Source organism: Rhodococcus sp. BUPNP1 (assembly GCF_002215235.1).
Taxonomy (GTDB): Bacteria; Actinomycetota; Actinomycetes; order Mycobacteriales; family Mycobacteriaceae; genus Rhodococcus.
In genome coordinates, this window is sequence record NZ_NERM01000003.1 from 65480 (window position 1) to 86789 (window position 21310).

Annotated in this window: 16 protein-coding genes; 4 read left to right on the top strand and 12 right to left on the bottom strand. The window is 68.1% G+C overall.

The genetic code is table 11. The features are described 5' to 3' along the window. Positions 1-74: 74 nt before the first annotated feature. The 9 genes from atzF to urtA form a co-directional block, all read right to left on the bottom strand. Positions 75-1829 carry an allophanate hydrolase gene (gene atzF, locus B9C99_RS03805; RefSeq protein ID WP_253249980.1) on the bottom strand — a complete coding sequence of 585 codons (1755 nt, stop codon included), beginning with the start codon at positions 1827-1829 and terminating at the stop codon, positions 75-77. Further along, the gene (gene uca, locus B9C99_RS03810; protein ID WP_088897019.1) at positions 1829-5470 is read right to left on the bottom strand and encodes an urea carboxylase; all 3642 of its coding nucleotides are present in this window, start codon (positions 5468-5470) and stop codon (positions 1829-1831) included. The genes atzF and uca overlap by 1 nt, the downstream gene beginning before the upstream one ends. Positions 5471-5571: 101 nt before the next feature. After that, on the bottom strand, positions 5572-6102 hold the full coding sequence (locus B9C99_RS03815) for a carboxymuconolactone decarboxylase family protein (RefSeq protein WP_088897121.1): 531 nt from the start codon (positions 6100-6102) through the stop codon (positions 5572-5574). A 54-nt stretch (positions 6103-6156) separates the two neighbouring features. Then, positions 6157-6843 carry a GntR family transcriptional regulator gene (locus tag B9C99_RS03820; protein ID WP_088897020.1) on the bottom strand — a complete coding sequence of 229 codons (687 nt, stop codon included), beginning with the start codon at positions 6841-6843 and terminating at the stop codon, positions 6157-6159. Continuing rightward, positions 6843-7535, bottom strand: coding sequence for an urea ABC transporter ATP-binding subunit UrtE (gene urtE / locus B9C99_RS03825; RefSeq protein WP_088897021.1), 693 nt, complete (start codon positions 7533-7535; stop codon positions 6843-6845). Before urtE ends, B9C99_RS03820 begins: the two co-directional genes overlap by 1 nt. Then, positions 7535-8317 carry an urea ABC transporter ATP-binding protein UrtD gene (gene urtD / locus B9C99_RS03830; RefSeq protein WP_088897022.1) on the bottom strand — a complete coding sequence of 261 codons (783 nt, stop codon included), beginning with the start codon at positions 8315-8317 and terminating at the stop codon, positions 7535-7537. Before urtD ends, urtE begins: the two co-directional genes overlap by 1 nt. After that, positions 8314-9450, bottom strand: a complete 1137-nt coding sequence (urtC, locus tag B9C99_RS03835) for an urea ABC transporter permease subunit UrtC (protein ID WP_016693073.1) — start codon at positions 9448-9450, stop codon at positions 8314-8316. The genes urtD and urtC overlap by 4 nt, the downstream gene beginning before the upstream one ends. After that, complete coding sequence (gene urtB / locus B9C99_RS03840; protein ID WP_088897023.1) at positions 9450-10334, bottom strand: urea ABC transporter permease subunit UrtB; 885 nt, start codon at positions 10332-10334, stop codon at positions 9450-9452. Before urtB ends, urtC begins: the two co-directional genes overlap by 1 nt. Before the next feature lie 26 nt (positions 10335-10360). Next, positions 10361-11635 (bottom strand): urea ABC transporter substrate-binding protein, encoded by a 1275-nt coding sequence (gene urtA / locus B9C99_RS03845; protein ID WP_088897024.1) that lies wholly within the window; start codon positions 11633-11635, stop codon positions 10361-10363. Positions 11636-11967: 332 nt separating this feature from the next. Here urtA and B9C99_RS03850 point away from each other — a divergent pair, with 332 nt between their 5' ends. Beyond that, positions 11968-12861, top strand: a complete 894-nt coding sequence (locus B9C99_RS03850) for a type IV toxin-antitoxin system AbiEi family antitoxin domain-containing protein (protein WP_237451320.1) — start codon at positions 11968-11970, stop codon at positions 12859-12861. 67 nt (positions 12862-12928) lie between these two features. Here B9C99_RS03850 and B9C99_RS03855 read toward each other — a convergent pair whose 3' ends face one another. The 3 genes from B9C99_RS03855 to B9C99_RS03865 are packed head-to-tail and all read right to left on the bottom strand — an operon-like array spanning position 12929 to position 15961. Further along, entirely contained in the window at positions 12929-13330 is a 402-nt protein-coding gene (locus B9C99_RS03855) for a PPOX class F420-dependent oxidoreductase (RefSeq protein ID WP_088897026.1), read from the bottom strand. A gap of 19 nt (positions 13331-13349) precedes the next feature. Continuing rightward, positions 13350-14762 (bottom strand): acetate metabolism transcriptional regulator RamB, encoded by a 1413-nt coding sequence (ramB, locus tag B9C99_RS03860; RefSeq protein WP_088897027.1) that lies wholly within the window; start codon positions 14760-14762, stop codon positions 13350-13352. A 53-nt stretch (positions 14763-14815) separates the two neighbouring features. Next, complete coding sequence (locus tag B9C99_RS03865; protein ID WP_253249981.1) at positions 14816-15961, bottom strand: globin domain-containing protein; 1146 nt, start codon at positions 15959-15961, stop codon at positions 14816-14818. A gap of 534 nt (positions 15962-16495) precedes the next feature. Here B9C99_RS03865 and aceA point away from each other — a divergent pair. From aceA to metE, 3 genes are all read left to right on the top strand, one after another. After that, entirely contained in the window at positions 16496-17785 is a 1290-nt protein-coding gene (aceA, locus tag B9C99_RS03870; RefSeq protein ID WP_006553580.1) for an isocitrate lyase, read from the top strand. Between the two features lie 168 nt (positions 17786-17953). Continuing rightward, positions 17954-18850: a 3-hydroxybutyryl-CoA dehydrogenase gene (locus B9C99_RS03875; protein ID WP_016693080.1), complete on the top strand. Its 897-nt coding sequence runs from the start codon at positions 17954-17956 to the stop codon at positions 18848-18850. Positions 18851-18955: 105 nt separating this feature from the next. Further along, on the top strand, positions 18956-21256 hold the full coding sequence (metE, locus tag B9C99_RS03880; protein ID WP_026061320.1) for a 5-methyltetrahydropteroyltriglutamate--homocysteine S-methyltransferase: 2301 nt from the start codon (positions 18956-18958) through the stop codon (positions 21254-21256). Positions 21257-21310: the final 54 nt, after the last annotated feature.

Below are 21310 nucleotides of genomic sequence, written 5' to 3' on the forward strand. Positions count from 1 at the left end.
CAGTTCGTCCGGTGCGCAGTTCTCGTCGACGATGCGTGAATTCGCCGACGAGAACTGCACTCCGGAGCCCGGGGTCAGGACGCCCGGTAAGCCTTCCAGCCGCCGAACTCGGTGATGTCCACCGCGTCGGCGGCTGCGTCCTGCGTGCACCCGAAACCGACGACCCACCGCCCGTCCGCCAGTTCGACACTCGTCAACGTCATCGGGGCGGGCAGCGCGGCGAGGAACCGCCCCAGAGCGGCCTCCGACAACCGGAACAGTTCACCCACGATCGCGGCGCCCTCACCCGGTGCGTGACGTACCAGTCCCGGCTTCGGCGGCGTCGTGTTCAGTGCGGCGAGACGGTACGCGTCGGAGGTGTGCACCTCCTCGACGAAACGCGCCCCGAGTTCCTCGAGCTGGAAGTGCAGCGGCTGACCGCGCAGGTGTGCTCCGAAGACCGCGAGTTCGACGCCGGATTCGACGACGCGCGGTGCATCCACACCGTTCAGCGCGGCCGCGACGTCGACGGCCACCTGGTCGCCGAACGCCGGGACCACGACCATGACCCCGAACGGCTCACCGGCCGCCGTGGGCGCGCCGGGCACCGCCACCGCTGCCATGTCCAGCAGGTTGCAGAAGTTCGTGTAGGTGCCCATCCGTCGATTGATCGCGATCGGATCGGCCTGCACCGCGGCGATCGTCGGGTGTTCCGTCGTCGTCGGGAGCAGCAACCCGTCGAACCCGGCGAGCAGTTCAGCGGCGAACGCCTTCACGTGGGTGAGGGTGTCGAGGTCCTCGACGAGTTCGTGGGCAGCGGGCTTCTTCGCGCCGGCGACGATCGCGGCGACGGTGGGATCGGCTCCCTCCGGTGCGGTCGACAGGAATTCGCCGACGGCCGCGTAGCGCTGGGCCACGACGGCACCGTCGTACAGGAGCAGGGCAGCGTCGAGCAGCGGTGAGACATCCACCTCCGCGATCTCGATGCCGGACTCGCGTGCCGCGGTCACCGTGCGGGTGAAGGCGTCGCGGTATTCCTCACACAGCGCCTCGAGGTCCTCGGCGCGCGGCACGGCGACGCGCAGGGTGTTCGGCGCGGCGAGTCGCACGTCCGCGGGCCAGGCCCTGCTGCGCGGGTCGCGGGGTTCGGGTCCGGCCATGATCCGCATCGCGGTCGCCGCCAGGTCGAGCGACGTCGCGAAGACCGTGAGGCAGTCGTAGTCGACGCAGGCCGGGACCACACCGTGGGCCGGGATCACGCCGAGAGTGGCCTTGATGCCGACGATTCCGTGCAGGGCGGCGGGGACGCGTCCCGAACCGGCCGTGTCGGTGCCCAGTCCGATGTCGGCGATGCCGAGCGCCACCGCGGCTGCCGAACCGGAACTCGAACCACCCGAGACCTTCTCGGGATCCCACGCACACCGCACCGCCCCGTAGGGGCTGCGGGTGCCGACGAGACCGGTGGCGAACTGGTCGAGATTGGTCTTGCCCAGCACGACGGCGCCGGCGGCGACCAGACGCTCGACACCCGAAGCGGTTTCCTCCGGGACGTACGCGAACTCGGGACATGCCGCGGTGGTGGGGATTCCTGCGACGTCCACGTTGTCCTTGACCGCCACGACCAGACCGGCGAGAGGAAGCGACTCACCGGCGGCGACCCGCGCGTCCACGGCGGCGGCGTCGGCGAGGAGATCGTCGGCGCTGCGCAGCGTGATCCACACCTCGGGTCGGTCCACCTCGTCGATGCGGCCCAGTGCGGCACGAACGCGATCGGTGGCGGACACCCTCACCGAGGGGACGGGCGCCGCGAATCCGACACCCGGGTTGTCGAGGGTACTGCCGATGCTCATCAGACTGCTCCGATCACGAGAAGGGGGGTCCCGGGTGCAACCTTCGTGCCCGGGTTCACGAGAACTTTCAGGACCGTGCCGCTGGTCTCCGCCGGCACGGGCATCTCGAGCTTCATCGCCTCGAGGATCACCGCGGTGCCCCCGGCGGTGACGGTGTCGCCCTCGGCGACCTCCACGCGCCACACGTTGCCGACCATCGGTGCCTCGACGACGACGGCACGGGGCGGCATGCCGTCGAGCGGGTCACCGACGGGGGACACCTCGATCGGTTCGCTGTCGACGCGGTCGAACTCTCCGGCCTCGAGCCAGGCCTGCTTCTCCGCGTCGAACGCGCGGGACTGCGCGGCGTGGAAGGCGTCGATGGAGTCGGCGTTGTCCTCGAGGAAACGCAGGTGGTCGGCGAGAGCGAAGGTGCCGTCGGAGATGTCGGCGTCGAACCGGCCCGCCTTCGCCGCGGCCCGGTGTTCGAGCAACTGCTCGGGCGTCACCGGTTCCCAGACGATGCGGTCGAAGAAGCGGAACAGCCACGGCTTGTCCTCCTCGAACGGCCCCGTCTGCCGGTAGCTCGACCAGATGGGGATCGTCCGTCCGACCAGCTGATACCCGCCCGGCGATTCCATGCCGTAGACGCACAGGTACTTGCCGCCGATGCCCACCGCGTCGGACGGCGTCCACGTGCGGGCCGGGTTGTACTTCGTCGTGACCAGCCGGTGCCGCGGGTCGAGCGGAACGGCCAGGGGCGCACCGAGATAGACGTCGCCGAGACCGAGGACCAGATATTCGGCGTCGAAGACGGTGTCACGGACCTGCTCGACCGAGTCGAGACCGTTGATGCGCCGGATGAACTCGGTGTTCGACGGCAGCCAGGGCGCCTCGTCGCGCACCCCGCTGCGGTACCGCGAGATGGCCTCGTCGATCGACGGGTCGTCGAACGACAGCGGCAGGCGGACGGTACGGCTCGGCACCACCAGATCGCGCGTCGCGGGCAGTTCCGTCTCGAGATCCTGCAGCACCCCGAGCAGGCGGTACTGCGGCAGCACATCGGGATCGAAGTGGATGTGCAGCGAGCGCACACCCGGCGTGACGTCGACGATGCCGGGTAGACGCGTGGCGGCCAGGGCCTCCGACAGTGCGTGCACCCGCATACGCAGACCGAGATCGAGCACCATCTCGCCGTATTCGACGAGGATGTTGTCGTCGCCGCCGCGCAGGTACACGACCTCGGGATGGTCCAGGAACGGCTCGATGCGACCGAGGCGCCCACCGTCGGGTGCGCTCTGCCGGGCGACCGGCGGGAGGTCGGCGCCGCGGGCCGCACTGTTGCGCAGTTCGACGGCCCCCTCGTCGGTGACCGGCACGAACCGCAGCGAGTCGCCGGGGCGGATCTGGCCGAGCTTCCAGCGGTGGCCGGAGACCACGGTGAGCGGGCACGCGAAACCACCGAGACTCGGACCGTCCGGGCCGAGCAGGATCGGGGTGTCGCCGGAGACGTTGAGCGCGCCCACGCTGTACGGATTGTCGTGCAGGTTCGACGGGTGCAGACCGGCGTCGCCGCCGTCGGTGCGCGACCAGGTGGGCTTCGGGCCGTCGAGCCGGATGCCGGTGCGGTTGGCGTGCGTCTGCACCGTCCACGTCGCGTCGTAGAACTGCTGCAGGTCGTCGGCGGTGAAGTAGGCCGGGGCCGGCTGCGGGCCCTCGGTCACCGCGAGATGCCAGGTGTGCCCGAAGGCAGGGCGGATCCCGGTGGGGACCGGCGCCGGATCGGTGAGTGTCTCGCCGGACGCGAGACCGAGCACGTCGCCGGTCGCGAGCGCCCTGCCGGTCGGCCCACCGAAGCCGCCGAGCGTGAACGTCGATGCGCTGCCGTGATAGAGCGGCACGTCGAGTCCGCCGCGGACCGCGACATAGGTGCGCAGACCGGCGTCGACGGGGGCGGCGACTTCGAGAACGGAGCCGGCCGGGACCTCGACGGGCTCCCACATCGGCACCGGCACACCGTCGACGGTGACCTCGGCGGGGGCGCCCGTGACACACACGATCGTCGGATCGGAGAACTCGAGGCGCGGGCCGAGCAGGGTACATTCGAGACCGGGTGCGCCCTCGGGGTTGCCGACGGCGACGTTCGCGGCGCGGAAGGAGAGATCGTCCATCGGGCCGGACGGCGGAATCCCGACCTCCCACAGTCCGATCCGCCCCGGGAAGTCCTGGACGGTCGTCATCGTGCCGGCGCGCAGCACGTCGATGCGACGTCCGGCAGGGGGGATGTCCGCCAGCGTCGTGGTGACATGCTCCGCGTCGAGAACCGTTGCCTCGGAGCAGATCCTGCGCAACTTCGACAGGTTCGTCTGCACGCCGTGGATCCGGGTGTCGTCGAGTGCCTCCGCCAACCCGGCGAATGCTGTGCGCCGCGACTCGCCGCGCACGATCACCTTCGCGAGCATCGGGTCGTAGAAGGTGCCGACCTCGGTGCCCGTGTCCACCCACGTCTCGATACGGGTGTGGGCGGGGAACTCGACGTGGGTGAGCAGACCCGCGCTCGGCCGGTGGTCGCGTCCCGGATCCTCCGCGTACACACGGGCTTCCACGGCGTGCCCGGTGAGCTCGGGTCCGGAATCGGGCAGGCCGCCCAGCATGCTGTCGTCGCCGCGCGCGAGACGCAGCATCCACTCGACGAGGTCGACGCCCGTGACCTCCTCGGTGACCGGATGCTCGACCTGCAGTCGGGTGTTCATCTCGAGGAAGGACACCTCGCCGCGGTCGACGTCGTAGACGAACTCGACCGTGCCCGCCGATCGGTACCGCACCGACGACGCGAGAGCGCGTGAACACGAGAGCATCTGCTCGACGATGTGGTCGGGGAGGTTCGGCGCGGGCGCTTCCTCGACGACCTTCTGGTTCCGGCGCTGCAACGAACAGTCGCGGGTGCCGAGGCTGATCGTCCGGCCGTGCCCGTCGCCGAAGACCTGCACCTCCACGTGCCGGGCGCGGGGGACGAACCGTTCGAGGAAGACACCGGAGGACGAGAAGTTCGCCGTGGCGAGACGGATGACGCGTTCGTACGCCCCACGCAGGTCGTCGGCGCTGTGGCAGGCCTGCATCCCGATACCGCCGCCCCCGCCGACGGCCTTGAGCATCACGGGATAGCCGATGTCCTCGGCCGCGGCGAGCGCGTCGTCGAGCGAATCGAGCAGGCCGCTACCGGGGACGAGGGGCGCGCCCACCGCGCGGGCGGCCTCACGGGCGGTGTGCTTGTCGCCGAAGACGCGCAACTGGTCGGGGGTCGGCCCGACGAAGGCGATTCCCGCACCTTCGCAGGCAGCGGCGAATTCGGCGTTCTCCGAGAGGAATCCGTAACCGGGATGGATCGCTCCCGCACCGGTGGCCAGGGCCGCCTCGACGACGAGATCGGCCCGCAGGTAGGACTCGGCTGCGGGAGCCGGGCCGAGCCGGACCGCGAGGTCGGCGAGTTCGACATGTGCGGCCGCTGCGTCGGCGTCCGAGTAGACCGCAACAGTCTTCAGACCCAGCTTGTGCGCGGACCGCATGATGCGGCACGCGATCTCACCGCGGTTGGCGACCAGCAGGGTGTCGAAGGCGAAGGTCGAGGGGACCGACGCTTCTGTATACGTCTTTGTGGACATGGCTGTATACGCTATGGACCAGCAATGACGCCGCTGTGACGTTGTGTAACAGCCTTGTTAGGGATCGCGCCGCCGAACGGATGCCGGCCGGTGCGGACGGATCAGAAGTCGCGTTCGATCCGCAGCACCCCGATGGTCGTGGCGAGAGCGTCGTACTGCGTGACCAGCAGGCAGAACTCGATGAGCCTGCGGTCGTCGTAGAACTGCGTGAGCGACGCCCACCTCTCGTCGGACAGATTCTTCGTCGCCACGAGTTCGTCGACGGCGAGGAGAAGTGCGCGATGCCTCGCCTGCCAGCCGGGAGCATCGGGTCCGGCGACGATACGCTCGCGCACCTCGTCGGTGATGCCGGCACGGCGACCCAGGCGGGTGTGGTGGTCGAATTCGTAACCGCACTCGCGCAGATGCGCGACGCGCAGGATGACCATCTCCGATTCGAACCGGCCGAGACGGCCGAACGGCATGAGCATGCCGGCGTAGTGCAACCACCCGCGGAACAGTCGTCCGGTGCGGCCGAGGGTGCTGAACAGGTGGGCATCAGAGGTGCCGCCGGCGGCGGACAGGGCCTTCCATGTCACCCAGTTGATCGGGCCGAGTTCCTTGAAACGTCCGGGCGGGATGCGGGGTGTCATGAGCGCCAGTGTGCCGCACCGGACCCCTCCGGTCACGTGACACGACCGGAAGTGTCAGTCTCGGACGGCGCGGGCCATCCGGGCGAAGGCGCGTGCCTCCTCGGCCCGGCGCACGACCACCGATCGCGAAGTGTCGATGTGAGCGAGCAGCAGGTCGTGGGCGTCGTCGAGCTTGTCGGCGAGGACCAGCTCGGCGACCTCGATGTGCTCGTCGACGGTCGCGACGATGCGGTCGGGGGTCAGATAGTCGAACATCCGCACCGGGCGCACCTTCGCGTTCACCGAGGCCAGCGCGTCGCACAGCGCACGGTTGCCGGAAGCGGCGAGCAGCGTCATGTGGAAGCGCTCGTCGAGCGTGACGAAACCGGCGTCGGGCTCGGGCGGCTCCTCGCGGATCTCGTACCAGCGGTCGAGTTCGGGACCGAGGACGTCGGGATCGTGCCGCACCGACTCGCCGTCGAGCGCGCGGCGGATCCCGCGCAGCTCCAGCGTGGTCCGCAGCTCGTACAGGTCGGCGAGGTCGTCGAAGCGCGGACGGTAGGGGTACAGCCCCTGGTCGCGGCGTTCGACGAGTCCGTCGGAGACCAATCGGGCGAGGGCCTCGCGCACCGGCGTGCGCGACACCCCGTACTGCTCGGCGAGGCGTTCTTCACTGAGTCGTTCGTCGGGGGAGGGTGTCCCGGCCATCAGGCGATCGCGCAGGGCCTTGTAGACCCTCTCGCGCCGTGTGTCGGCGGCCATCAGATCGCCATCGCCGCACGGACGGTGGAGGCGGCGTCGACACCACCGTCACCCGTCGAGGTGATGCGCCCGGATTCGAGGACGTAGTAGTGCAGGGCGTTGTCGAGGGCGAAACCGATGTGCTGTTCGACGAGCAGCACCCCGAGGTCGCCGCTGCGACCGAGCTCGACGATGGTGTTCTCGATCTCGGCGACCACCGACGGCTGGATGCCCTCGGTGGGCTCGTCGAGGATGAGCATGCGCGGCTCGGTGATCAGCGCGCGGGCGATCGCGAGCTGCTGGCGCTGGCCGCCGGAGAGCAGACCCGCCCGGCGATCGAGCAGCGGGACGAGCGCGGGGAACAGGTCGAGCATGTCGGCGACCAGCTGACGGCCGTTGCGGCGCGTGTCGGCGACGACCTGCAGATTCTCACGGCAGGTGAGCTGACCGAAGGACTGCTGCCCCTGCGGGACGTAGGCCAGACCGCGGGCGACCCGCGCGGACGGTCGCAGCGACGTGATGTCGTCACCGTCGAAGAGGATCTTCCCCTTCGTGACGGGCAGCAGGCCGACGGCGGCGCGCAGCAGTGTGGTCTTGCCGGCGCCGTTGTGGCCCATGACCGCGACGGTCTTCCCGGTCGGCACGGTGAGGGAGATGCCGTGCAGGATCTCGGTGCGACCGTAACCGGCGCGGACGTCGACGAGTTCGAGCATCATGCCTCCTGGGGAGCGGTGGCGGTCCCGAGGTAGACCTCCTGGACCTGCGGGTCGTTCTGGACCTGGTCGACGGTGCCGTCGGCGATGACCTTGCCGCGGGCGAGGACGGTGACCGAGGTGGCGAAGGCGCGCATGAAGTCCATGTCGTGCTCGACGACGACCACCGTGCGCTGCGCACCGATGCGGCGCAGCAGCTGCCCGGTCTCCTCGCGTTCGTCGTGGCTCATGCCGGCGACGGGTTCGTCGAGGAGCAGCACGTCGGCGTTCTGCACGAGCAGCATGCCGATCTCGAGCCACTGCTTCTGCCCGTGGGCGAGGATGCCCGCGGGAGTGTCGCGGTGAGCGGTCAGGCCGATCGTCTCGAGCGCTTCCTCGATCTCGGGCAGCACGTCGTTGCGGCGGCGCAGCAACTGCCACGGGGAGCGGCCCGCGCCGGCGGCGATGTCGAGGTTCTGCAGGACCGACAGTTCCTCGAAGACCGAAGCGGTCTGGAAGGTGCGGCCGACACCGAGGCGCGCGATCTTGTGGGTCTTCTTGCCGAGCAGTTCGACGCCCGACTTCGTGATCGAGCCGGTCGCCGGGACCAGACCGGTGACGGCGTCGACGAGGGTCGTCTTGCCGGCGCCGTTGGGGCCGATGAGGAACCGCAGGTCGCCCTGGAGGAGGGTGAGGTCGACGCCGTCGACGGCGGTGAAGCCGTCGAAGGTGACACGCAGGTCGCGGATCTCGAGGTAGTCGCTGCTCATTCCGGCGTTGCCGCCGTAGACGGGTTTGCTCATCGCACGGGCTCCATCTCGGGAAGGTCGGCGGGCTCGGGTTCGGCCGGCGGTGTGGGTTCCGTCGGGGTGGTGCGGCGGCGTCGGCGGAGCAGGGTGATGACCCCGGCGAGGCCGGCGGGGAAGAAGCCGACGACGACGATGAACAGCAGGCCCTGCGCGTAGGTCCAGGCGGAGGGGAAGTTCTCCGACAGGGTGGTCTGCGCCCACGCCACACCCACCGCGCCGAGGACCGGGCCGAGCAGGGTGGTGCGTCCGCCGATGGCGACACCGATGAGGAACGCGATGGACGGGACGATGCCGACGTCGGCGGGGGAGATGATGCCGACGATGGGCACGAACATCGCACCGGCGATACCGGCGAAGAAGGCGGCGACGGTGTAGGCGGCCACCTTGATCAGCGCGGGGTCGTAGCCCAGGAACCGGACCCGCTCCTCCTGGTCGCGCACCGCGACGAGCAGTTCGCCGTAGCGGGACTGCATGAGCTGGCGGGTCGCGGCGACGACGAGCAGCAGGATCGCGGCGACGATGAAGAACAGCATCCGCTTGTTGACCGGGTCGGACAGGTCGTAACCGAAGAAGGTGCGGAAACGGTTGAGGCCGTTGGATCCTCCGGTGGACTGCTGCCCGACGAGCAGGATCGCGAAGGCCGCGGCCAGCGCCTGGGACAGGATGGCGAAGTAGGCGCCCTTGACGCGGCGGGCGAACACACCGAAGCCGAGCAGTGCGGCGATGAGCGCCGGCACGATCAGGATCGCCAGCAGGGTGACGGCGGGGGAGGCGAACGGCACCCAGTAGGCGGGGAGTTCCCGGATGCCCGCGATCTGCATGAAGTCGGGGACCGCATCGCCGCGGAGTTCGGCGTCGGAGATCTTCAGGTGCATCGCCATGATGTAGGCGCCCAGGCCGAAGAAGACACCCTGGCCGAGGGTGAGCATGCCGCCGCGACCCCAGGCGAGACCGATGCCGACGGCGACGATCGCGAAGCACAGGAACTTGCCGAGCAGGCCGAGACGGAAATCGGAGAGTACTGCGGGTGCGAGACCGAACAGGACGATCGCGGCGATCGCGAATCCGCTTGCTGTGCGGACGGGTCCGGGTTTCGTGAAGCTGCGGACCGAGAATGTCGACGACATCAGACCAGGCTCCTCGTCTTGACGGCGAACAGGCCCTGCGGGCGGACCTGCAGGAAGATCACGATGAGCACGAACACGATGACCTTCGCGATCGACGCGGTCGTGGAGTACTCGATGAACGAATTGAGCAGGCCCAGTGCGACGGCCGCGAGCACCGCGCCCTCGATACGACCGAGACCGCCGATGACGACCACGAGGAAGGCGTCGATGAGGTACGACTGGCCGATCGTCGGACTGGTCGAGCCGATGAGCGTCAGAGTCACACCGGCGAGGCCGGCGAGACCGGAGCCGAGGAAGAAGGTCGTGATGTCGGTGCGGCGCGACGAGATGCCCACCGTCTCGGCGAGATCGCGGTTCTGCACCACGGCCCGGATCCGTCGTCCCATCGGCGTGTACTTCATCGACGCGATCAGGGCGACCACGCAGACCACGGCGAGGGCGAGGATGAACAGTCGGGTCTTCGGGACGACGGCCCCGAAGATCTCCACACCACCGGAGAGCCAGGACGGTGCGACGACGTTGACGGCGGGGGCGCCGAAGATGTCGCGGGCGGCCTGCTGCAGCAGCAGGCCCACACCGAAGGTGACCAGCAGGGTGTCGAGCGGGCGGTGGTACATGCGGCGGATGAGGGTGACCTCGAGGATCACGCCCATCACACCGCCCACCAGGAAGCCGACGAGGAGGGAGACGAACAGGGACACCCCGGCCGACGAGATCACCTGCTGCACGACGAACGCCGTGTAGCTGCCGGCCATGATGAATTCGCCGTGGGCCATGTTGATCACGCCCATCTGGCCGAACGTCAGCGACAGCCCCAGCGCTGCCAGCAACAGGATCGATCCGATACTCAATCCTGTGAAGAGCTGTCCTACGAGGACATCCATGTCGTCTCCCCCTTCGGCTTCCGTGCTCAGTTACCGGACAGGCTCAACGCCCAGTCGTAGGACTCGAGGTACGGGTCGGGCTCGATGGCGCCGTCGGACTCCCAGACGGTGTAGATCAGGCCGTCGCCGCGGATCTCACCGATGCGGGCGGTCTTGGTGATGTGGTGGTTGTCGCCGTCGATGGTGACGGTGCCCTCGGGGGCGTCGAAGGTCACGCCGTCGGCGGCTTCGATGACGTCGTCGACCTCGAAGGACTCGGCCTTCTCGACGGTGTTCTTCCACAGGTAGACCGAGGTGTAGGCGGCCTCCATGGGATCGGAGGTCGGCTTGTTGGCACCGTACTTCGCCTTGTACGCCTCGACGAAGGACGCGTTCTGGGGGGAGTCGACGGTCTGGTAGTAGTTCCACGCGGTGAGCTGGCCCTCGATGTTCTGCGCACCGATGCCGCCCACCTCCTCCTCGGCGATGGACACCGACACGACCGGCATGTCCTTCGCGTTGAGGCCGGCGTTGGTGTACTCGCGGAAGAACGCGACGTTGGAGTCGCCGTTGAGGGTGTTGAACACCGCGTCGGCGTCGGCGGTGCGCACCTTGTTGACGATGGTGGAGAAGTCGGTGGAGCCGAGCGGGGTGTAGTCCTCGCCCTTGATCTCGATGCCGTTGGCCTCGGCGTACGCCTTGATGATGCGGTTGGCGGTCTGCGGGAAGACGTAGTCGCTACCGACGAGGTAGAGCGACTTCACGCCCTGTTCCTTCAGGTAGTCCAATGCGGGCACGATCTGCTGGTTGGTGGTCGCGCCGGTGTAGAAGATGTTCGACGACGACTCGAGGCCCTCGTACTGGACGGGGTAGTACAGCAGCGCGTTGCGGTCCTCGAAGACCGGCAGCATCGCCTTGCGGCTCGACGACGTCCAACCGCCGAACACCGCTGCAACGCAGTCGGATCCGATGAGCTTCTCGGCCTTCTCCGCGAACACCGTCGGCTCGGATGCGCCGTCCTCGGAGACGATCTCGATCTGCTTGCCGAGCACACCGCCGTCGGCGTTGATCTCCTCGACGGCCAGCGCGATCGAGTCGCGGACGGTGACCTCGGAGATGGCCATCGTGCCCGACAGGGAGTTGAGCGAGCCGACCTTGATGGTGTCGCCCGAGGTGTCGACGCACGACGCAGCACCGGAGGCGGCCGTGCTGCCCTCGTCACCCGCGCGGCTTCCGCAGGCGGACAGCACGAGTCCGACTGCGACGAGTGCTGCGGGGGCCGCGATGGCGCGGGTGGCGAGCCTGGACCTGACAACAGACATGTAGAGCCCTTCCTTCGAAGGTGTGGCCGGAGAAGACCCCGGTGTATCCGGGAGGCGTATACAGCGCTGTATCCGTGAGGCCACACAGTAGAAGGGAGTTGTTGCGCGGGAATATCTTCCGGTCACGGTCTCGTGACACAGATTTCGCGTGTGTTACAAAGTGCGCACAAGCATCCGCTACGACCTTCGCGATCCGCTACGGCAGTCGCTGCGGCGGATGGCTGACGGTGTAGCGAACTGTTTGTCCACAGGGGGCGGGATCATCCACAGGCGACGCGAATACCGATGTTCGCACCGCTTCTGTACCACGACGATCGGGCACGGTGGTCCGCATGCGACCGACGCCTTTCCTGCGGACCACCGCTCTCGCTTCCGGGATGACCGACTCCGAGATCCGTCGTGCGGTACGCGCCGGTGAACTCGAGCGACTCGAACCCGGCGTCTACCTCCACCGCGACGACGCCCTCGACGAACTCGATCGCTATCGCGTGCGCGTGCGATCCGTCGGGGCGGTGCTCGCGCCGGGTACGGTGATCAGCCACGAGTCCGCCGCCGTCCTGCACGGGCTCGCCCTGTGGAAGCCGGACCTCACGCGGGTCCACGTCACCCGCGACAGGTCGGGTGGGGGACGCAGGACCGCAAGTCGCCACCTGCACGTCGCACCACTTCCCGCAGACGAGCGATCGGAGGTGGACGGCGTTCCCTGCACCTCGCTCGCCCGGACCGTCGTGGATCTCGCCTGCACACTCGACTTCGACGAAGCCGTGATCGCGGGTGATTGCGCTGCGGCACGCGATGCGGAGTTCGGCTCCGCGTTGCTCTGTTGTCTCGACGAGTCCGGGCCGCGTAGGGGTATCGCCGCGGCGCGACGCGTGGCTGCCTTTCTCGACGGTCGCAGCGAGAGTCCGGGGGAATCGCTGAGTCGCATCCGGATGCATCAGGCCGGCATGCCCGCACCGACGCTCCAGAAGGAGATACGAACACCCGACGGGCAGTTCGTCGCCCGGGTCGACTTCCTCTGGGAGGACGAAGGAGTCGTCGGTGAGTTCGACGGGATGGGCAAGTACGACGAGGGAGGCGTCGAGGCCCTACGGAACGAGAAGCGACGGGAGGACGCCCTGCGCGACCTCGGCTTCGAAGTGGTCAGGTGGACGTGGCCCGAACTGTCCCGGTTCGACGTCGTCCGCGCTCGCTTCGACCGTGCCGTCGCCCGTGCGCGGCGGTAACCGCTACCGTCCCAGCTATTTGCCGCAGCTGCTTCCGCTGCGGATGGCAAACAAGCGAGCGGATGCGTCAGGCGGGGTCGAGGACCGAACCCATCACGCGCTCGACTGCGATCTCGATGACGACGCGGCGAGGGTTGGGGCGGGGTTCGCGGTAGCGGCCGGCGTAGCGACACTCGCCCTCGCGGACGTCGGCCGGCTCGCGGGTCACGCGGGCCGGGCCCTCGAGGGTGAGCCAGCGACCGCCGTCGACCTGGCTCACCACCGCGTAACCCCCGCGCTCGACGTTGAGGGTCTTCTGGGAACCCTCGAAGGTGATGACGCGGGCGAGGCAGGCCTCGCCGTCCCACGTGAACCCGACGGCGACGACGTGCGGCGAGCCGTCCTTGCGGAGGGTCGTGAGCGTCGCGAGGTGGTACTCGGACAGGAACTCGAGTGCCTTCGCGCCGATCGCGTCGGGGGTGCGTGCCATGCGACGAGCCTACCGACGCTCAGCGCACCAGATACGGCGAGACCGACGAACGGTGCTCGTTGATGTCGATCTCCTTGCCCAGGGGCGGGAAGGCACGCTGCGGGCAGTTCATCCGCTCGCACACGCGACAACCCGAGCCGATCGGCGTGCCTGGGTTGGACTCGTCGAGATCGAGACCGTCGGCGTAGACGAGGCGATGCGCGTGCCGCAGTTCGCAGCCGAGACCGATCGCGAACGTCTTCGACGGCTGGCCGTAGCGTGCGGCGCGACGCTCGACCGTGCGCGCGACCCACAGATAGCGACGACCGTCGGGCATCTGCGCGATCTGCGTCATGATCTTGCCGGGATAGGCGAAGGTCTCGTAGACGTTCCACAACGGGCACGTACCGCCGCTCGTCGAGAAGTGGAAACCGGTGGCGGACTGTCGCTTCGACATGTTCCCCGCGCGGTCGACGCGCACGAACGAGAACGGGACGCCCCGCAGCTTCGGACGTTGCAGGGTCGACAAACGGTGCGCAATCGTCTCGTAGCTGACGCCGTAGAAGGCCGACAGACGCTCGACGTCGTAGCGGAAGTCCTCGGCGATCTCGTGGAACTGTGTGTACGGCAGGATCAGTGCGGCCGCCCAGTAGTTGGCGAGCCCGAGCCGGGCCAGCGCGCGCGAGGCGTCGCTCGTGAACGAACCCTCCGCGACGAGGCGGTCGATGAGCTCCCCGCACTCCAGGTACGCGAGTTCGATGGCCAGCTTGAAGACCTGCTGCCCGCCGGACAGCTGCGGCGCGACTTCGAGGACACGGGTCTCGGGGTCGTAGCGGTGCAGGATGTTCTCGCCCAGATCGATGCGCTTGACGATCTGCACGTCGTGGACCGTGGTCATGCGGCGGGCGATCTCGCCGCCGACGTCGCCGCGATGGAACCGGATGCGGTTGGCCAGTTCCTCGGCCGCGGTGTCGAGATCGTGCAGGTAGTTCTGCCGCTGGTAGAAGTAGTCGCGCACCTCTTCGTGGGGCATGGTGATCGCACCGCTGCCACTGCCGTCGCTGTACCTCTCCTCGGTCGCGACGGCGAGCTGCGCGGTGGTGTTGCGGAAGCGCCGGTGGAGATTGACCATTGCGCGCGCCAGAGTGGGATGGGCTGCGACCATCTCGGCGATCTCCTGCGCGTCGGCCTCGATGCCCATCTCCTGGTCGAGCGCGACCTCCCGCATCTCCGCGATCAGACGGGTGTCGTCCTGCGAGGAGAAGAAGGTGGCGTCCACCCCGAAGACCTCGCTGATGCGCAGCAGGACGGGCACGGTCAGGGGCCGGACGTCGTGCTCGATCTGGTTGAGATAACTTGCCGAGATCTCGAGGGTCTTGGCGAGCGCAGCCTGGCTGAGTCCTCGCTCGGTGCGTAGCTGCCGCAACCGGGCGCCTACATAGGTCTTGGCCATTCGCCCAGGGTAGAACTGCCTCGCAGCCTTCGCAAGGTGGCGTTCGCAGCGTGTTAATCGACGGGCACCGGTGGAGCCTCGAGACCGAACCACGAGCCCGGCGCGAACGCTTCGAAGTGGATCGACCCCGGGGACAGGCCCGACGCGACGAGATCGGAGCGGATCGCACGCATGAACGGGATCGGACCGCACACGTAGGTGCGGGCGTCGCCCGGAATCGTCAGCCCGGACAGGGGAGTTCGCCCGTCGCTGCGGATCTCGTCGTACTCGGTGTAGCGCACGTGCAGCCGGGCGTCCGGCAACGAGTCGACCAGGATGCCGATCTCGGTCCGGTGCGGTTGCTCGTAAGGGGTGCGGTCGATGTGGACGACGTCGACGCTCCGGCCGTCGCCTCGGGACTGCATGTCGCGCAGCGCCGCGACGGTCATCGTCACGCCCACGCCCGCCGAGACGAGCAGCAGCGGTTCGCTGCCCCGATCGACCACGACGCTGCCGAAGGGCGGCGACACGAGGAGGTGATCGCCGACGCGCAGGCCGTCGCAGAGCACGGGGGAGACGAGTCCGTCCGGCACGCGCTTGACGGTGACGGCCAACTCGCCGCTCACCCTGCCGGGGAACACGGTGTACTGGCGGATCTGCTCGGAGCCGTCGGACAGCGCGACCCGCACCGAGATGTACTGGCCGGGAAGGAAGGCCGGCAGCGGTTCACCGTCGACGGAACGGAGGTGGAGGGTGGCCGCGTGCGCGCCGTCGTACTCGTGCTCGGTGACGACCACGCGACGCCAGATGTCGCCGGGCGCCACACCGGCCCGCCGGTACAGCTCCGTCTCCTGCTCGACGAGCGAGTTCGCCATCAGCGTGTACACCTCGTGCCAGGCCACGGCGACCTGCGGTGTGACGGCGTCACCGAGGACCTCGGCGATCGCGGCGAACAGGTGCGTCCGCACGATCCCGTAGTGCGCTGCCTGCACACCGAGGGACGCGTGCTTGGCGGCGATCCGCTCCATGATGGGGTCGATATCGGTCGGTGCATGGGTGACCAGCAGTGATGCGAAGGCGGCGACCGAGTCGGCGAGTGCCCGCTGCTGGGCCCCGTTGGCCTGGTTGGTGCGGTTGAAGGTGTCCCGCAGGGACGGGACGGCCCGGAAGAGCCGGTTGTAGAAGACACGTGAGATCGTGCCGATCTCGGCGCCGACCACCGGCAGGGTCGCTTCGACGATCGACCGCGACGTACTCGAGAGAATGTCGACTCCTCGTGTTCGGGGGCTGTTCGGCCGGGGCCCTGAGACACGAAGGCGCTACGACGCACCGGCCCCGATCCGGCCCGAGACATGTTACGGATGGGATTCCAGGGGTCAATGGGGATCACAAACGGCGATCAACGCTTGTGAAGGCAGTCACAGACAGGTGTCCGGTCCGTCCCGCGGTGGGTGATTCGTCGGGACGGGTCGTTCCGACGGCATGGGCCGGACGACAGCGGCAAAAGCCGAGGTAGTTGCTACTCGCGGGTAATAAACGCGTGCCCGATTCGGGTAGTTGGACCGACCATCGATTAGCAATCTTCGCAATGCCTGCAACGAAAATAACCGAGATTGGCATTAGCAACAGGTAGACGGGTTTTTTGGACTGTGTCATTGTCGTTCTTGTACATCCGAACGGCACGCAAAGGATGTGAAGTCGTACATGCGTACTGCTTCATCCCGAGCGGGGCAGATCTAGAGAGTGGAGATTTGATGTCGACCACCGGCACCCCGAGGACTGCAGAAGAGATCCAGAAGGATTGGGACACCAATCCGCGCTGGAAGGGGATCACCCGCAACTACACCGCCGAGCAGGTCGCCAAGCTGCAGGGCAACGTCGTCGAGGAGGCCACCCTCGCTCGCCGCGGTTCCGAGATCCTGTGGGACCTCGTCAACAACGAGGACTACATCAACTCGCTGGGCGCCCTCACCGGCAACCAGGCGGTCCAGCAGGTCCGCGCCGGCCTGAAGGCCATCTACCTCTCCGGTTGGCAGGTCGCCGGCGACGCCAACCTGTCCGGCCACACCTACCCGGACCAGTCGCTGTACCCGGCGAACTCGGTTCCGCAGGTCGTCCGCCGCATCAACAACGCGCTGCTGCGCGCCGACGAGATCGCCAAGGTCGAGGGCGACACCTCCGTCGACAACTGGCTCGCTCCGATCGTCGCCGACGGTGAGGCCGGCTTCGGTGGCGCCCTCAACGTCTACGAGCTGCAGAAGGCCATGATCGCGGCCGGCGTCGCCGGTTCGCACTGGGAGGACCAGCTCGCGTCGGAGAAGAAGTGCGGTCACCTCGGTGGCAAGGTGCTCATCCCCACGCAGCAGCACATCCGCACCCTGACCTCGGCTCGCCTCGCGGCCGACGTCGCGGACGTCCCGACCGTGGTCATCGCCCGCACCGACGCCGAGGCCGCGACCCTCATCACCTCCGATGTCGACGAGCGCGACCGCCCGTTCATCACCGGTGAGCGCACCGCCGAGGGCTTCTACCACGTCAAGAACGGCATCGAGCCCTGCATCGCCCGTGCGAAGGCCTACGCTCCGTACTCCGACCTCATCTGGATGGAGACCGGTGTGCCGGATCTCGAGGTCGCCAAGAAGTTCGCCGAGGGCGTCCGCAGCGAGTTCCCGGACCAGCTGCTGGCCTACAACTGCTCGCCGTCCTTCAACTGGAAGGCGCACCTGGACGACGCGACCATCGCGAAGTTCCAGAAGGAGCTCGGCGCGATGGGCTTCAAGTTCCAGTTCATCACCCTCGCCGGCTTCCACTCGCTCAACTACGGCATGTTCGACCTGGCGCACGGCTACGCCCGCGAGGGCATGACGGCCTTCGTCGACCTGCAGGAGCGCGAGTTCAAGGCGGCCAAGGAGCGCGGCTTCACCGCCATCAAGCACCAGCGTGAGGTCGGTGCCGGCTACTTCGACACCATCGCCACCACCGTCGATCCCAACACCTCCACGGCTGCCCTGAAGGGCTCCACCGAGGAAGGCCAGTTCCACTAGGAACAAGCGCCACCGAAGAGGCCACCACCCCGCGGCGGGATCCACAGGTCCCCATGTCCTGCCGCGGGGTGCGTGCGTATCAGGGGCAGTTCTGCACCCGCGCACCCGATGGGTCCGCACCTGTACTTCCGGCCTCGGCCACGACCCCCACAACGAGAAGGAGCTGACGTGACCAGCGAAAAGATTCAGCGCGTCGGCGTGATCGGCGCCGGCATCATGGGCGCAGGTATCGCCGAGGTGTGCGCACGCGCTCATGTCGACGTACTGGTGTTCGAGCAGACCCGCGAACTCGCGGCTGCCGGACGCGCCCGCATCCTCCGGTCGCTGGACCGGGGTGTGAGCAGCGGGAAGATCACCGAACGGGAGCGTGAGCAGGCCGCATGGCGTCTGCGTTTCACCTCCGATCTCGGTGACTTCGCCGATCGGCAGCTCGTCGTGGAGGCCGTCGTCGAGGACGAGAAGATCAAGAGCGAGATCTTCGCCGAACTCGACAAGATCGTCACCGATCCCCACGCGGTGCTCGCATCGAACACCTCGTCGATCCCGATCATGAAGCTCGGTATCGCGACCGGTGCCCCCGAGCGTGTCATCGGCATGCACTTCTTCAACCCTGTGCCGGTGCTCCCGCTCGTCGAGCTCGTCACCACCCTGAAGACCAGCCCCACCGTCACCAAGCGCGCCGAGGCGTTCGCCGCCGACGTACTGGGCAAGCAGGTCGTGCGGTCCTCCGACCGTGCAGGTTTCATCGCCAACGCACTGCTGGTGCCGTACCTGCTCTCGGCGATCCGGATGGTCGAGTCCGGTTTCGCCACCAAGGAGGACATCGACAAGACGATGGTCCTGGGTTGCGCCCACCCGATGGGTCCGCTGGCCCTGACCGACCTCGTCGGTCTGGACACCGTCAAGTCGATCGCCGACTCCATGTACGAGGAGTTCAAGGAGCCCCTGTACTCGGCCCCGCCGCTGCTGCAGCGCATGGTCGAGGCGGGACTCGTCGGCAAGAAGTCGGGCGCCGGCTTCTACGAGTACGCCGACAACGGTCGCACGGTCAAGAAGGCCGGCTAGCCAGGTAGCACCACCGCACACGGCGCCCGTGCCCGGCGACAGTGTTCCGAACACTGGTCACCGGTGCACGGGCGCGATGTGCATGAGGGAAAGGTCGACGCCGACATGGCAACTCTCGCCGACGGATACGGATCGAGCATCCTCGGGTACCCGCGCATCGGGCCCCGCCGCGAGCTCAAGTTCGCCCTCGAGGCCTACTGGCACGGTGAGGGCACGCGCGACGAACTCGTCGCGGTCGCTCGCGAGCTCCAGGAGAACACCTGGCGCGAGCTCGCAGCCACGGGTCTGACCCAGGTACCCGGCAACACGTTCTCCTACTACGACCACGTCCTGGACAACGCCCTGTTGTTCGGAGCGCTGCCCGAGCGGTTCCGTCCGCTGGCCGACGAGCTCGACCCGCTCGATCTGTACTTCACGCTGTGCCGTGGACGCGAGGACTTCCCGCCGCTCGAGCTGGTGCGGTGGTTCGGTAGCAACTACCACTACCGCCAGCCCGAACTCGACGAGAACACCGTCTTCGAGCTGAACTCGGCGACTGTGCTCGACGAGTTCGAGCGTGCGAAGGCCGAGGGCGTCGAGCTGCGGCCGGTGGTGCTCGGCCCGGTCTCGCTGCTGCTGCTGTCGAAGGTCGCGCCGACGTCGACGAAGGAGGGCTTCCGCACCCTCGACCTGCTCGACGCGCTGCTCCCCGAGTACGAGAAGCTCTTCGAGCAGCTCGCCCGCGCCGGCGCGACCTGCGTGCAGCTCGACGAGCCGTCGTTCACCGAGGACCGCAGCGAGGAGGAGCTCGCAGCCCTCGCGCGTGCCTACGACGTGCTCTCGCACGCTCCGCTGCGTCCGCGTCTGCTCGTGACCGGCCCGTACGGGCATCTCGGCGAGGCGCTGCCGATCCTGGCCGCGTCGAAGATCGAGGCGATCGGCCTGGACCTGGTCGACGGCCGCATCAGCGCGGACGAACTGGCCGCCGTGCCCGGACTCAAGCGCAAGCGCATCTACGCCGGTGTCGTCGACGGCCGCAACGTGTGGAAGGTCGACCGCCACCGCACCCTCGAGTACCTGAAGTCGATCGTCGCGGTCGCACCGGATCTCGTCGTGTCGACCTCGTCCTCGCTGCTGCACGTGCCCTACGACCTGCTCGTCGAGTACGACATCCCCGGCGACGTCGCCGATCGTCTCGCGTTCGCGAAGCAGAAGGTGGGGGAGGTGGTCTCCCTCGCCAAGGCACTGACGACCGGCGCCGAGGAGCGGTGGCGCAAGCCGCCCGTGTCGGTGCACTTCAAGCAGAAGCACACCGTCCGTGCACGTCTGAACGCGATCACGCCCGCCCATCGGGTGCGTGCGCCGTACGAGGAACGCCGCGTCGCGCAGCAGAAGCGCCTGGATCTGCCGCCGGTGCCGGCGACGACCCTGGGCTCGTTCCCGCAGACCGCGGAGATCCGCAGGGCACGAGCAGAACTCGGTCGTGGCCGGATGTCGTACGACGAGTACGTCAAGCGCATCCAGGAGGAGATCGAGTCCACCATCCGTCTGCAGGAGGACATCGGTCTCGACGTCCTCGTCCACGGCGAGCACGAACGCAACGACATGGTGCAGTACTTCGCCGAGCTGATGGAGGGCTTCGCCACCACGCACTTCGGCTGGGTGCAGGCCTACGGTTCGCGCTGCACGCGTCCACCGATCCTCTACGGCGACATCGTGCGCCCGAAGCCGATGACGGTCGAGTGGATCTCGTTCGCACAGTCGCTGACCGACAAGCCGGTCAAGGGCATGCTCACCGGTCCGGTGACGATGCTGGCGCGTTCCTACGTGCGTCAGGATCAACCGCTCCACGAGACGGCCGACCAGCTCGCGCTGGCCATCCGCGACGAGATCACCGATCTCGAGCGGGCGGGCATCGCGATCATCCAGGTGGACGAACCGGCCATCCGTGAGCTGCTGCCGCTGCGGCAGGACGGGCGCGTCGAGTACCTCGACTGGGCCGTCGACGCCTTCCGTCTCGCCACCGGTGGTGCGAAGCCGGAGACGCAGATCCACACGCACCTGACCTATTCGGGTCAGGCATCGGTGGTCGACGCGATCGAGCGGCTCGACGCCGACGTCACGGCGATCGTGGCGACGCGCTCGATCCGCTGGGTGCTCGAGGCGATCAAGGACCGCGCGCTGTCCCACGGTGTCGGTCCCGGTGTCTACGAGTCGCGGTCGGCCCGGATCCCGGACATCGACGAGCTCGACGAGTTGCTCACCGAGGCGGCGGAATCGGTGGAACTCGACCGGTTGTGGGCCAATCCGGACGGTGGCCTCAAGACCCGTCATCACTGGCAGCTCGAGCCGTCGTTGCGCAACCTCGTCGCCGCGGCGCGACGACTGCGCCGCCGGGCGGCACAACAGGCCGACCAGGCCGGATAGCCGAACCGTCTCGACGACGCGCACCCGCGGGAGTCCCCCGCGGGTGCACGTCGT